The 13,271-nt window shown below is 37.1% G+C and carries 12 protein-coding genes and 2 pseudogenes; 11 read left to right on the top strand and 3 right to left on the bottom strand.

Annotated features, from left to right (window positions below; genetic code table 11):
- The first annotated feature begins 518 nt into the window (after positions 1 to 518).
- From FCI53_RS04535 to FCI53_RS22170, 3 genes and pseudogenes are all read left to right on the top strand, one after another.
- Entirely contained in the window at positions 519 to 704 is a 186-nt protein-coding gene (locus FCI53_RS04535) for a hypothetical protein (RefSeq protein ID WP_138416268.1), read from the top strand.
- A gap of 182 nt (positions 705 to 886) precedes the next feature.
- Positions 887 to 2,007 (top strand): annotated as a pseudogene (gene tnpB, locus FCI53_RS04530) (IS200/IS605 family element RNA-guided endonuclease TnpB).
- Positions 2,008 to 2,090: 83 nt separating this feature from the next.
- Positions 2,091 to 3,064, top strand: a pseudogene (locus FCI53_RS22170) (BCCT family transporter); the annotation flags it as partial.
- Positions 3,065 to 3,267: 203 nt separating this feature from the next.
- Here FCI53_RS22170 and FCI53_RS04520 read toward each other — a convergent pair.
- Positions 3,268 to 3,744, bottom strand: coding sequence for a divergent PAP2 family protein (locus FCI53_RS04520; protein ID WP_138416266.1), 477 nt, complete (start codon positions 3,742 to 3,744; stop codon positions 3,268 to 3,270).
- A 142-nt stretch (positions 3,745 to 3,886) separates the two neighbouring features.
- Positions 3,887 to 4,078, bottom strand: a complete 192-nt coding sequence (locus tag FCI53_RS04515; RefSeq protein ID WP_138416264.1) for a hypothetical protein — start codon at positions 4,076 to 4,078, stop codon at positions 3,887 to 3,889.
- 193 nt (positions 4,079 to 4,271) lie between these two features.
- Here FCI53_RS04515 and FCI53_RS04510 point away from each other — a divergent pair, with 193 nt between their 5' ends.
- Positions 4,272 to 5,033, top strand: coding sequence for an SDR family oxidoreductase (locus FCI53_RS04510; protein WP_138416261.1), 762 nt, complete (start codon positions 4,272 to 4,274; stop codon positions 5,031 to 5,033).
- Between the two features lie 59 nt (positions 5,034 to 5,092).
- Here the strand turns inward: FCI53_RS04510 and FCI53_RS04505 are convergent, their stop codons facing one another.
- On the bottom strand, positions 5,093 to 6,199 hold the full coding sequence (locus tag FCI53_RS04505) for a 5-methyltetrahydropteroyltriglutamate--homocysteine S-methyltransferase (RefSeq protein WP_138416259.1): 1,107 nt from the start codon (positions 6,197 to 6,199) through the stop codon (positions 5,093 to 5,095).
- 176 nt (positions 6,200 to 6,375) lie between these two features.
- Between FCI53_RS04505 and FCI53_RS04500 the strand changes: the two genes are divergently transcribed.
- The 7 genes from FCI53_RS04500 (at position 6,376) to FCI53_RS04470 (ending at position 13,217) form a co-directional block, all read left to right on the top strand.
- Complete coding sequence (locus FCI53_RS04500) at positions 6,376 to 6,657, top strand: DUF3219 family protein (protein WP_138416542.1); 282 nt, start codon at positions 6,376 to 6,378, stop codon at positions 6,655 to 6,657.
- Between the two features lie 17 nt (positions 6,658 to 6,674).
- Positions 6,675 to 7,064 carry a globin domain-containing protein gene (locus tag FCI53_RS04495; protein WP_138416257.1) on the top strand — a complete coding sequence of 130 codons (390 nt, stop codon included), beginning with the start codon at positions 6,675 to 6,677 and terminating at the stop codon, positions 7,062 to 7,064.
- 266 nt (positions 7,065 to 7,330) lie between these two features.
- Complete coding sequence (locus FCI53_RS04490) at positions 7,331 to 8,590, top strand: YeeE/YedE family protein (RefSeq protein ID WP_138416255.1); 1,260 nt, start codon at positions 7,331 to 7,333, stop codon at positions 8,588 to 8,590.
- Between the two features lie 497 nt (positions 8,591 to 9,087).
- Positions 9,088 to 10,398 carry an ABC transporter substrate-binding protein gene (locus tag FCI53_RS04485; RefSeq protein ID WP_138416253.1) on the top strand — a complete coding sequence of 437 codons (1,311 nt, stop codon included), beginning with the start codon at positions 9,088 to 9,090 and terminating at the stop codon, positions 10,396 to 10,398.
- 69 nt (positions 10,399 to 10,467) lie between these two features.
- Complete coding sequence (locus tag FCI53_RS04480; RefSeq protein ID WP_138416251.1) at positions 10,468 to 11,328, top strand: carbohydrate ABC transporter permease; 861 nt, start codon at positions 10,468 to 10,470, stop codon at positions 11,326 to 11,328.
- Positions 11,328 to 12,137, top strand: coding sequence for a carbohydrate ABC transporter permease (locus FCI53_RS04475; RefSeq protein WP_138416249.1), 810 nt, complete (start codon positions 11,328 to 11,330; stop codon positions 12,135 to 12,137). The genes FCI53_RS04480 and FCI53_RS04475 overlap by 1 nt, the downstream gene beginning before the upstream one ends.
- 57 nt (positions 12,138 to 12,194) lie before the next feature.
- A complete protein-coding gene (locus FCI53_RS04470; RefSeq protein ID WP_138416247.1) occupies positions 12,195 to 13,217 on the top strand; it encodes a LacI family DNA-binding transcriptional regulator in 1,023 nt (340 codons plus the stop codon).
- The last annotated feature ends 54 nt before the right edge of the window (positions 13,218 to 13,271 follow it).

Genomic DNA, 13,271 nt, shown 5'->3' with positions numbered 1-13,271 from the left:
GGCAGAATACACCGCTTTCCGATGCGCAATGAGATAAATTTGTTCTGCTGTCATGCTTACCTCAAATCGTGCCCCGCAGCAAGAAAATTCCGTTCAGGATGCACGATTAACCTCTAATCGTGCATGCGCGGCTAAATTTAAGTGCTCCGTAATCACGAAAATCTCTAATCGGTTCACGCTCAGCTTGATTTTCTCACTTATCATTGCACAGCGGATACAATAGCGGTAGTGTTTATGAATTGATGAACATAAAAGTGTTTGTATGAAACGTACATGGTATGCATTGTTGGTTATAGATGTGCATCTTTTAACCCGCATGTAACTGGCAGTAAGTCCCCCACTTCAATCTACGAGGTAAAACCAAAGAAGATAAGTGGGGGAGGATCAACTGCCAGTAAATGTCCGATTCTGTTCAACTAACAATCAGTGGGATATGAAAGAAAACCTTTTAGAATCATCATAAAAAAACTATTTTACCTGGATTAATAAAGCAATAAATTGTATTTGGATGGATTGTGATGAGGAAAAATCAACATGGATTGAACTCGAAAAAAATAATTGATTACAACATATTTATTCCGTCATTATTGATCGTTATTGCCATTTGTATTCCTTTTTCTATGTATGAAGCGGAATCTTTAGATTTATCATTCCAGGCGAGAAGACTCCATCCTCAAGGAATGAGAAGGGCGTTGGCCCAATGAGTAGGGTGGAGATGAATCGCCTTCGGACAAGGGATAGCTTTAGCTATCTCAATTGTCTGACTAATTAAGTGCTAGCCCAAGGTTCTACAGCATTTTTCAAATCCTAACCTGTAAACACGAACGAATGTTTGTGTTTTGCGGAGACGTCGTGTATAATAAAAAGAAAAGGGGAGGTGACTGTTTTGCTTGGCCATAGGGCTTATAAATTCAGAATCTATCCTAACCGGAATCAAGCTATCTTGATCAATAAAACCATAGGATGTTCTCGTTTTGTGTTCAATCATTTTTTGGCAAAATGGAATGCAACGTATAAGAAAACGGGAAAAGGTTTTACCTACACCATTTGTTCTTCTCAACTCCCACAACTAAAGAAAGAATTGGATTGGCTAAAAGAAGTGGATAGCATTGCTCTCCAATCTTCCGTTAAAAACCTTTCCGATTCTTTTGCCAGGTTCTTCAAAAAACAAACCAATGCTCCACGTTTTAAGTCCAAAAACAACAAGGTACAGTCCTACACAACAAAATACACGAACGATAATATTGCGATTGTTGGTAATAAAATCCAACTACCTAAACTTGGACTTGTGAAATTTGCTAAAAGTCGAGAAGTCGAAGGTCGTATTTTAAATGTTACTATAAGACGTAATCCTAGTGGTAAATACTTTGTTTCCATTCTTGTTGAAACGGAAATACAAGCATTACCTAAAACAAACATGTCTGTTGGCATCGATGTTGGACTGAAAGACTTTGCCATTTTTTCCAACGGAACAATATACGATAATCCAACGTTTTTTCGATCCCTAGAAAAGAAACTAGCAAAAGCGCAGAAGACACTTGCAAGACGAAAGAAAGGTTCTTCCAATTGGCATAAACAACGAATCAAGGTTGCACGTATCCATGAAAAAATAAGCAATATAAGAAAAGATTACTTGCATAAAATCTCATATAATATTGTCAAAAACCACGACATAGTTGGTATAGAGGATTTGCAAGTATCCAATCTATTAAAAATCATAAGTTAGCAAAGGCAATTAGCGAGGTAAGTTGGTCACAATTTCGAACAATGCTTGAATATAAAGCAAAATGGTATGGGAAACAGGTCGTTGTTGTCGCTAAAAACTTCTCTTCTAGCCAACTTTGTTCCTGCTGTGGCTATCAGAACAATGACGTTAAGAATCTCGCATTGCGTAAGTGGGATTGCCCATCTTGTGGTACACATCACGACAGGGATCTTAACGCAAGTATAAATATTAAAAATGAAGCAATAAGACTTCTAACCGTAGGTCCTACGGGGGTAGCCTAATTAAAACCGACTGTTAGGTTGGTGTTCTTAGGAATCTCCCACTTCAAACAGACCATAAGGTCGTTAAGTGGTGAGAGGGTTCAATAAATAGTATATTTGATAAAATTGTCGAGATGTTTTCATGGGGCTATATTTGGTATGCGATTATTTTAGTTATAGCTGGCCTTTACCTATCATTCTCCAAATATGGCAACATCGTGTTAGGAGATCCAATGGAGAAGCCACGTTTCACATTGTTTGAGTATGCTTCGATTCTGATTGCGATGGGGCTTGGGTCCACTAGATGCGTACTGGTATGGTTCAATGGACAGAAGTTGCGATTGATCCACCAATGGAGTAGCTTCTCAATCGGAAGAGGCACTACTATGGGGGAATGCTTATAGCATGTTTATGTGGAGCTTTCAAGTCTTTGCTATCTTTGTGATGGCAGCACCAGCGATCGGGTATATTTTGCATGTTCGAAAAAAACGTTTCATGCGTCTATCTGAGGCATGCGAAGCCGTTTTGGTGATAAATGGACAGATGGTATAGTTGGCAAACTACTGGATAATCTTTTCCTTGTTAGTATTTTGACAGGTGCAGCCGTGACCTTAGGGTTAGGCGCGCCGATTATTACACATAATTTATCGAAACTTTTAAATATTGTATTACATTTGATTTGACAATGGTTGTCACGATTGTGTGGGTAATTTTATTCTCGATCAGTGCTTATTTAGGAATTGAAAAAGGGATTAAACGATTAAGTACTTTTAACATGTACCTCGCAGGAGCGTTTGCCATCTTTATAATGGTAGCTGGTCCAGGTATTTTCATCCTTAATTATTTCATCGAAAGTGTTGACTTTTTATTATCGAACTATATCGATATGTCATTATATACGAATGCATTAGATATGGAGGAGACAACACATATTGAGACAAATACAGTATTTCTGGTTTGTGTACAGTGCGACATGGGCAATGTTGCACAGTGTGTTTGCTGCTAAAATATCACGGGGGAGAACCATTAAAGAGATGATCTAACCTATCTATTGGCACCGACACTGATTTCTTGGATATTATCTTGGTACAATTTTTAACCATATATGCTGCCAAGAAGATGATGGATGAAGACAGGGCTTGGCTCCACAATGTGAGAGGAAAGCATTCATCTCAACATAAAGCTAATACCTGGAAAAAAACAAGTGATTTTTAAGATGTTAGAGACCTAAGGCTTTTAAATTTGTCTTAGGTCTAATGATTATCAAGAGTTTGCGCATCTTTAGGTAGATGTGTCTTTTTTCCCTTCTGTTAAGTAACTAATAGCACCAACAACGAAGCCTAAAGCTGCTCCACCAGCTACTTCAATTGGCAGGTGGCCAATCATTTCTTTCAGTTCTTTTTTGCGTTTTTTGTAATAGAAACCTGGATGGTCATCGGCTAGTTTTTCTAACTGTTCATACATATCGTTAACGGCAATGGCTGTTTCACCAGCTTGCCACCTTATTCCCATTGCATCGTACATTACAATTAGACTAAAAATACTACTCACACCAAAATCAATTGAGTAAATTCCTTTTTTTAATGCAACATAGGTCGATAGGGAAGTAACGGCAGAAGAGTGTGAACTTGGCATGTTGCCTGAACCAATCGTTTTATTCCAGTCCCATTTACCAGTCTCTATATAATGAAGCGGGACTTTTAAAAATTGTGCTGTACCGATTCCTATTAATGCAGTAGACAGTGCTCGGTTTAACATAGACTCACCTCATACATAAGATGAAACATAAACGTTTTCTTTATTCATCAGATAGAACACCACTAGTACATATTGTATGTAAAATGCTCGAATCTGAAGTGATGTTCAGACCCGAGCGTTTACTTCCTGTTTGTTCTATTTTTTATTGTTTATTTTTATTTTTTTGGTTATTATTTGTAACATTTTTAACAGCATTTGATGTTGCATCAACTGCGTTCATCGCTGCATTTTCGGTTGCTTCTAAGGCATCATGTGCCTCATGGAAAGCAGTACCTGCAGTATTTTTAATATTTTCTGAAACATTGTTGTTTTGTCTTTTATTTTGGTTTGCCATGGTTTTTCACCTCCCTGTGATAAGTTTAGATTATGTAAGCTGCCTATTTACTATGCACTTTCTTAATATAACAAATAGGACCAATATTTTACTCAAATTGTCAAAACCTTTTGGTTGTACCTTTCCTGTATAATGGTTATACTTATAATGTTTATGAAAGCGTTTTCTTTATTGAGGGGGAGAGGAAAGAAAGATGAAATTAGTTGGAAAAGTAGCAATTGTAACAGGTGCCGCATTCGGAATGGGGAAAGAAATCGCCAAAGTTTATGCACGAGAAGGGGCAAAAGTAATTGTTTCCGATATTAATCTAGAAGAGGCAGAGACGGTTGTAGCAAGTATTGAAGAAAATGGAGGGACAGGCAAAGCGGTCAAAACAAATGTTGCTGATTCGGAAGATGTTGATCATATGATCCAAACAGCTGTGGACACCTATGGGACTTTGGATATCCTTGTGAACAATGCAGGTGTGATGGATAATTTTGAACCGGTCGGGGAGATTGATGATGATAAGTGGGAGAGTGTGTTAGCTATTAATACAACTGGTGTGATGCGGGCAATACGCAAAGCTTTACCAATTTTTATTGAAAAGGAAAATGGCGTCATTATTAATACAGCGTCGACTGGTGGGTTTAGTGGTGCGCATGCAGGCGTATCCTATGTTGCGTCGAAACATGCTGTTATAGGTCTTACAAAAAATACGGCTTATATGTATGCGAAAAAAGGTATCCGATGTAATGCGATCGCACCTGGTGCGGTGGAAACAAACATTGGTTCTTCGATGACAAATGTGAGCCAATTTGGAATGGAACGTGCAGGAATGACACATGGCCTATCTCCACGATCTGGACAAGCAGAGGAAATTGCAAATGTTGCATTATTTTTAGCTTCAGATGATGCATCGTTTGTTAATGGTACAGTTGTTACAGCAGATGGAGGTTGGACTGCAGCGTTTTAAGTGCGACATTATGTTAAAAAAAGAGGGCAGCACCGAAATAGGGTGTCTGCCCTTATGCATTACCAAACTTCTGTAGCAATGTCGACTACATGTTTCAGTTTATCCCATTGTTGATCTTCTGTGAGTAAGTTACCTTCTTCGGTGGATGCGAAACCACATTGTGGACTAATACTTAACTGACTTTTATCAACATATTGGGATGCTTCTTCAATGCGTTGTTTGATTTCATCCTTGCTTTCCAAATCACCAACTTTTGATGTGATTAATCCGAGTACAATTTGTAAATCGTTTCGTTTAACATGGCGAAGTGGCTCGAAACCACCTGCACGATCACTATCATACTCTAAGAAAAATCCATCAATATTTAATCGATCAAATAAAACGTCAGCGACTGGCTCATATCCGCCAGAAGAAATCCAAGTTGATCGGAAGTTACCACGACAAATGTGCATGGTAATGGTTAGGTCGTCAGGTCTGTCAGCTACTACTTGATTGATGGTTTCTGCATAGTAGTCGATTAACTCATCGGGATCAAGCCCACGTTCGCGGATTTTTTGTTTTTGTTCGTCTGAACATAAATAGGCCCACGCTGTATCATCAAATTGTAAGTAGCGGCAACCAGCATCATAAAACGCTTGGATCGCTTTTTTATAGGCTTGTGCTAAGTCTTGAAAAAAACTTTCTTTGTCACTATAAATGTTCGAATCAATTTCTCCACGAAAGTGTAACATACTAGGACTAGGGATCGTCATTTTTGCTGTATGATCACCAGCAATACTATGTAAAAACTTATAATCATCAAGCATTGGGTGGTTGGTAAAGTCTAATTTACCTGTTACACGAATGCCGCGAGATTTTGTTTGCTTAGCGGAAAATTGAATGCCAGCATCTGCTTCAAAGCCTTCAACTCCATCCAGTCCTTCAAGAAAATCAAAGTGCCACCAGCTACGACGGAATTCACCATCGGTTACAGCTTGTAAGCCAATTTCTTTTTGTTTTTCCACGATACGTGTGATTTCTTCATTTTCAATTTTTCTAAGTTGTTCGGCAGTGATCGTGCCATTTGTTTTGTCTGTTCGTGCTTGTTTGATACGTTCTGATCGTAACAATGAACCTACATGATCGGCACGAAATGGTGCTTTTTTAACTACGGATGATTCAATCATTCATATACTCCCCTTATTCTGAATTTTTTTACTTTCTAAAATCATAACATACTACTTTCATATTGTGGGAAATTCTTGACTAAAAATGTCGATACCACTAATGAGTAGGGATCGTGACATTACAGATAAGGAGTGCTATGATGCACGTAAAAGAATTATTAAAAGGTGATGATGATGTGGTAACCAAAGTACGATTAAATGATACCCCCATTGCAGTAGAAGGATATCAGCGTACGGTCGAAGATGGACAAACAAAGATTTCATTTCATTTTCAAGTAACCCATGAGGAATATCATGCGATTACAACATTACTATATGAAGGTACATTTGATGTTACTATTCCAGAAGAGGGAGTAGCGTTTAGAGGTACGATTTATAATTACTCAACATCGATTACGAATTTATACAAGCAAGGGGAAGTTGGCGAATTCTATTTAAGTTTGGTCGAAGTAATATAAGCGAAGGGAGTGGGATCATGACAGAGGGAAGACAATTACGGTCAGCGTATGAAGAAATTGGTCCAGAAAAGATTGAAGAGCTTGTGAATGCTTTTTATCCTAAGGTTTATGAAGATCCAACTATAAGTGAGTTGTTTGTAGGGGACATTAATGAAATCATGCATAAACAGCAAATGTTTTTAACCCAATTTCTTGGTGGACCGCCATTATACAGTGAAGAATTTGGACCGCCAATGATGAAACGACGTCATCTTCGTTTCAAAATTACTCCCGAACGGGCCAAAGCATGGTTGCGTTGTATGTGGGAGGCGTTTGAAGAGGTGGGACTAGCCGAACAACCAGCAGGGAAGTTTTTCTATGAGCGCTTAACCCAAGTTGCTGCAATTATGGTGAATACAGAGGAATGATGCTTGTTAGAATTTATATGAAAAAAATCCACAAAAAACTGCTAAGACGTTGATCAACATCACCGTCTTAGCAATTTTTTTATTTAATAGTACGAATCACTCGAAACGGGTTAAAACCACAATACGAACTCAAAAATATAATGGAAGCATCAACTATTTTGTAATCTGTTAAGTAAAACGGATTTAATTATTGACAAAAAACAAAGAAATCGTTACTATTAGATAGTTGAAATCCGACTAATTGAATAGGGAAAGGGTGTTTTGAGATGGCGACAACAGCAAGAGTTCCTTCAGGGTCAACAAAAACAGATCCGGTAGAACAACAAGTGAAGCAATTAAATGCTCCACAAACGCCATTAATTATTGGTGCATTAATTGTTGGTGCAATATTAATGATTTATTTAATGACAACACAACATATTTCACAGTCACTGTTACTAGTACTTGGACTTTTATTAGGTTATACATTATTTCACGCTCGATTTGGTTTTACTTCTGCATTTCGTAGATTTGCATCTGTAGGAAATGGGCAGGCATTACGGGCACATATGTTGATGCTAGCCGTTGCGGTAACCTTATTTGCTCCAATTTTAGCATTTGGTTATTCATTCTTTGGAACTGGTGTATCTGGTTATGTATCACCAGTTGGTATCAGTCTACTTGTTGGAGCCTTTATGTTCGGTGTAGGGATGCAACTCGGTGGAGGGTGTGCCTCTGGTACGCTTTATGCTGTAGGTGGCGGACGTTCCGTTATGTTAGTAACGCTATTGTTCTTTATTATAGGTTCAACCATTGGTGCCGCTCATTTTTCATTTTGGACACAAGATTTACCGTCATTTGAACCTATTTCACTAGCAACTTCAACAGGTTTAGGCTATGGAGGAGCATGGATTGTTTCGATTGCATTATTTGGCTTGATTGCCTGGATCACGTTGGTAGTAGAAAGAAAGAAAAAAGCGCCAAAGATGGCAGCTCTTCCAACAACATCGGGTTGGAAACGAATTTTTCGTGGATCATGGCCATTGTTCGCAGCAGCAATTGCATTAGCGGTGCTTAATGCATTAACGTTAATGACGCGTGGCGCACCATGGGGGATTACGTCTGCTTTTGCGCTTTGGGGTTCCAAGGTTGCGCAGTTCTTTGGTGTAGATGTCGCGAGCTGGGGATTCTGGCAAGGTGCAAATGCACAAATGCTTGAAGCATCTATTTTTGCTGATTCCACAACTGTATTGAATTTTGGAGTCATTCTTGGAGCGTTTCTAGCATCTGCAGCAGGTGGTTTATTCAAGTTTACAAACATGAATATCAAAAATGTAGCTGCAGCGATCATCGGTGGTTTATTAATGGGATATGGTGCTCGTCTAGCATTTGGTTGTAACATCGGTGCTTATTTCGGTGGTATTGCTTCATTTAGTATTCATGGCTATGCTTGGGGAATTTTAGCACTTGCAGGAACATTTGTGGCATTATATCTACGGCCACTGTTTGGATTATCCGTACCGAAATCTAAAGATTCGTTTTGTTAGTGTAGGTTAGTAAAAAACCGTTCATGGGTGGTACCTGTGGACGGTTTTTTTGTTTGTAGTGTTAAGCATTGTTATCAAAGTAACGCATACGTTTGCTTTGCTATTGTGTTAGTTAACAGATAGATTCGCCATTAATTATATCTTGTGCATCCATACATAAGAGCTCGCTTTAAATGTGACATAGCGGTGATACTTTATTTGCTTACATTCGATTTGTTTAAGTTAACAATCGAGTCAATAAGAGCAAAACTAACACTAAATGAAGCTTACTTCATATACAGAATGTTGTTTCTTGTAACTATTTGAAGGTGTATCACTTAAGAGAACATGGTATAAAATTAATTGTAAAAAATATTATTGTTTTTTTAAAAAGCATGTGTTATTATTCATTTAACAAATTGATGCAAACGTTTGCTAAAATGTGACCAATAAAAGGTCACATATAAAAGCATTAATTTGTAAAGCGCTTACTAAAATTAAAAAGGGGAGAGTAAAGAATGAAAAACAAAAAATTGTTGTTTTTAATTATCACATTAACGTTTAGTATGTTCTTGGCTGCTTGTGGAGGATCTGGAGAAGATACAAGTGATACATCTGAATCTAATGGTGATAGTAATGAGGATCAAGTTTCCATTGAAATTTTTCAAGGGAAAGTCGAATTTAAGGATCAATTCGAAAATTTAGTAGCATTGTACGAAGAAGAAAATCCAAATGTTTCAATTACTATTGATACTGTTGGTGGTGGAACAGATTACGACCCATTATTAAAAACGGCATTTAATTCAGGGGATGCACCAGACATTTTTAACATTGCTGGACCACAAGGTGTAGTAGATTATAATGATTATTTAACAGATTTATCTGATACTGAAGCAAGTAAAGCTGCTTTAGAAGGAACGTTAACTACTGTTACAGACGGTGATGAGATATTAGGTTTACCATTTAATCAAGAAGGCTATGGCATTATTTATAACAAACGTATTTTTGAAGAAGCTGGTATTGATGCTAGTGAAATATTGACATATGAAGATTTAGAATCTGCAGTGCAAACGATTGCTGAAATGAAAGACGATTTAGGTTTAGAAGGCGTGTTTGCATTACCTGGAAAAGAAGGTTGGGTAATGGGAGACCATGCTGCAAATACATTTTTGGCTCCAGAATTCAATCACGATGTAATGGAAGCGTTTGAATCTGAAACAGTTGAATTTGAAAAAGGTGACGAGTTTAAAAGATACCTAGATTTACAGGCAGAATATTCTGTTGGACCTGTTTTAAGTTTAGATTACTCACAACAAGTTGAAGAATATTTCTCACTTGAGCGTGTGGCAATGATTCAACAAGGAAATTGGGTATATCCTTCTATTGAACAAATGGAGGAGCAAGTAGCGCAAAACATTGGTATTTTACCTATTCCGGTAGAAGGTCTAGAAGGACATATACCGGTTGGTGTGCCAAACTATTGGGCAGTAAACAACCAAGGTTCTGATGAAGAAATTCAAGCTGCGAAAGACTTCTTGGATTGGATGTATACATCTGAGGCGGGTAAACAATCTGTTTTAGAAGATTTTAAATTCATCCCAGCGTACGAAGGTTATGATACTGACCTTATTGTAGATCCACTTTCACAAGAAATTTATGAATATGCTGAAGCAGGAAATACAATTGGTTGGGTATTTGCTGGTTATCCAGGCAACATGTGGGGACAAGATGAGCTTGGATCCAACCTACAGCGTTATCTAGCTGACGATGCTACTTGGGAAGAAGCATTAGATGCATCCATAGCTAATTGGGAAGAACAAAGACAATAATATTTCCTATTCGGAGCAAGGATGCTAGTCTTTGCTCCGAAATATAAAAAGAAAGTGGAGGGGACATATATGCGAAATCGTGATCTATCTTTCTGGTTGTTTCTAGCCCCCGTGTTAATAGGATTAGGATTAGTCGTTATTTTGCCATTACTTTATGGGACATTCTACTCGTTTACAGATTGGAACGGGTTAACAGCTTCAACATTTATTGGGTTAGATAATTATATACGCCTATTTAGCGATACACAATTTCTTAACTCCTTATGGTTTACAATCAAAATATCAGTCGTAACCGTTATTTTGTTAAATTTCTTTGGTTTAGCCTTAGCTTTGATTGTGACTAGAAAATTAAAATCATCCAATTTTTTAAGAACTATATTCTTTATGCCAAACTTAATTGGTGGCTTAATATTAGGTTTTATTTGGCAGTTTATTTTCGTTAGTGTATTTGATGACATTGGAAAATTATTCGGAATCGAAGGATTACAGGGATGGCTATCGACAACCAATACAGGTTTTTGGGGACTAGTAATCCTAACAGTATGGCAAATGGCAGGATATATTATGATCATTTACATAGCCTATTTGCAAAACATTCCGAATGAGTTAATAGAAGCAGCTAAAATTGATGGAGCTAATAGTTTTCAACGCTTTAAAAATATCACGTTTCCATTGGTTGCACCTGCATTTACCGTTTGTATGTTTTTAACTTTATCCACATCATTTAAAATGTATGATCAAAACTTATCATTAACCAATGGTGGTCCATACGAATCAACACAAATGGTAGCAATGGAAATTGTTAAGACTGCGTTTAGTGCCAATGAGATGGCGTATGGGCAAGCGAAGGCTGTCGTTTTCTTTATTATTGTTGCGATAATCTCACTAACACAAGTGTACTATAACAAAAAGCGGGAGGTTGACATGTAATGAAAAGAAAAACATATATTGGTGAAATACTTGCACTATTACTAGGTCTTGTCTGGCTCTCTCCGTTTTATTTGATGATTGTAAACGCATTTAAATCCAAAAAAGAAATTTTTATGGATGTATTAGGGTTACCAGAAGGTTTTGAGACCTCAAACTTCGTTGAAGCATTTATTGATCTGGATTTCGTTAATTCACTTATGAATTCAGTAATTGTAACTGGTGTTAGTATCGCAGTTATTGTGTTTTTCTCATCAATGGCAGGATATGCATTAGCAAGAAATAAAAGTAAATTAAGTTCGGTAATATTACTAGTATTTGTAGGTGCCATGTTAATTCCTTTCCAATCGGTAATGATTCCACTTGTATCATTATTTGGTAAAGTGGAAATGTTAAATCAAGCAGGTTTAATTTTTATGTATCTTGGATTTGGCTCAAGTTTATCCATCTTTCTATATCACGGAGCAATGACAGGGATCTCCACTTCGCTTGATGAAGCTGCGATTATTGATGGTGCTAATAAATTCCAAACATTCCGTCATATTATCTTCCCATTATTAAAACCGATTTCGATGACAGTGGGGATTTTAAATGTAATATGGATTTGGAATGACTACTTATTACCATCACTTGTTTTAGGTGAAAATAACGCAACAATTCCATTGAAAATGTTTTACTTTTTTGGTCAATATACAAAGCAATGGCATTTAGCGTTAGCCGGGTTAACCATTGCAATTATTCCAGTTATTATCTTTTACTTCTTTGCACAAAAACAAATTATTGCAGGAGTATCAGAAGGTGCGGTAAAATAGTAGTTGACTGTAAACCTTTTCATCGAAGGTTAAAGTATATTAAAAGTAGGTGAGTTGATGGCTGTTACAATCAAAGATGTCGCTAAGAAGGCTAATGTAGCACCTTCTACTGTCTCGCGTGTTATATCGGATAGTCCGAATATTAGTGAACGTACCAAACGGAAAGTGCGAAAAGTAATGGATGAGATGGGGTATTACATTAATTTAAATGCACGTGTGTTGGTACAACAGTCAACACAAAATATTGGAATTGTTATGAAGAATTCAACGGTTGAATCCTTGCATGATCCATTCTTTCCAGTAGTTTTACAAGGAATAAGTTCTTATGCAAATAAACAAGAGTTTAGTATTAGTTTAACGACAGGTGACACAGAAGAAGCAATTTTTCATGATGTTGAAAAAATGGTCCAAGGAAAGCGTGTAGATGGAATCATTGTTACGTACTCTAAAGACAATGATAAGGTAGTGCCGTATTTATTGAAATGTGGTATTCCGTTTGTGGTTGTTGGAAAGCCGGTTATCCATACAAATGAAGTGATGTATGTAAATAATGATAATGTACAGGCTGCAAAAGAAGCAACAGAATATCTAATTCAGTTAGGCCATGACAAGATTGCTTTTATTGCAGGTGATAAAGAATTTGAAGTATCAGGGTCAAGAACTAGAGGTTACAAAGAAGCGATGCAGGCACATAACCTCGAGGTTAAGGATGAATATATTAAACATTCAACAAACATGGAATCAGTGGAAAATATCGTGTACCAGCTACTAGCACTTTCCGAAAGACCCTCAGCTATTATCGGTACCGATGATTTGGCTACATTGCATATCATGTCTGTACTTCGTAAAAATAACATCAATGTACCTGAGGATATGAGTTTAATAAGTTTTAATAATACAATGGTGGCTAAGTTAGTCAATCCAGCTGTGACATCAGTCGATACCAATATTTTTCAACTTGGGTATGAATCGGCACGTACATTAATTGAGGAAATAAAAGAAAAGTCTACTTTTCCTAAGAGTGTCATTATTCCAACGAAATTGGAAATAAGAGATTCTTGTCGTTCATATAAAAAATAAAAGAAATTTTTTTAGTTGTTTGCGCAAACGTTTGCAGCGTTTTTGCATAAAATA

This window comes from Aquibacillus sediminis (genome assembly GCF_005870085.1).
In the GTDB taxonomy this organism is placed as follows: domain Bacteria; phylum Bacillota; class Bacilli; order Bacillales; family Amphibacillaceae; genus Aquibacillus_E; species Aquibacillus_E sediminis.
Note: the sequence above shows the minus strand (reverse complement) of the source record. Positions and strands in the feature narration are given on the sequence as shown.

What these genes read in the sequence shown, in the direction of transcription:
- FCI53_RS04480 (WP_138416251.1), top strand. Translation starts at nt 10,468, where the DNA reads ATGCGAAATCGTGATCTATCTTTCTGGTTGTTTCTAGCCCCCGTGTTA.
- FCI53_RS04485 (WP_138416253.1), top strand. Translation starts at nt 9,088, where the DNA reads ATGAAAAACAAAAAATTGTTGTTTTTAATTATCACATTAACGTTTAGT.
- FCI53_RS04470 (WP_138416247.1), top strand. Translation starts at nt 12,195, where the DNA reads ATGGCTGTTACAATCAAAGATGTCGCTAAGAAGGCTAATGTAGCACCT.
- FCI53_RS04535 (WP_138416268.1), top strand. Translation starts at nt 519, where the DNA reads ATGAGGAAAAATCAACATGGATTGAACTCGAAAAAAATAATTGATTAC.
- FCI53_RS04490 (WP_138416255.1), top strand. Translation starts at nt 7,331, where the DNA reads ATGGCGACAACAGCAAGAGTTCCTTCAGGGTCAACAAAAACAGATCCG.
- FCI53_RS04505 (WP_138416259.1), bottom strand. Translation starts at nt 6,199, where the DNA reads ATGATTGAATCATCCGTAGTTAAAAAAGCACCATTTCGTGCCGATCAT.
- FCI53_RS04515 (WP_138416264.1), bottom strand. Translation starts at nt 4,078, where the DNA reads ATGGCAAACCAAAATAAAAGACAAAACAACAATGTTTCAGAAAATATT.
- FCI53_RS04510 (WP_138416261.1), top strand. Translation starts at nt 4,272, where the DNA reads ATGAAATTAGTTGGAAAAGTAGCAATTGTAACAGGTGCCGCATTCGGA.
- FCI53_RS04520 (WP_138416266.1), bottom strand. Translation starts at nt 3,744, where the DNA reads ATGTTAAACCGAGCACTGTCTACTGCATTAATAGGAATCGGTACAGCA.
- FCI53_RS04495 (WP_138416257.1), top strand. Translation starts at nt 6,675, where the DNA reads ATGACAGAGGGAAGACAATTACGGTCAGCGTATGAAGAAATTGGTCCA.
- FCI53_RS04475 (WP_138416249.1), top strand. Translation starts at nt 11,328, where the DNA reads ATGAAAAGAAAAACATATATTGGTGAAATACTTGCACTATTACTAGGT.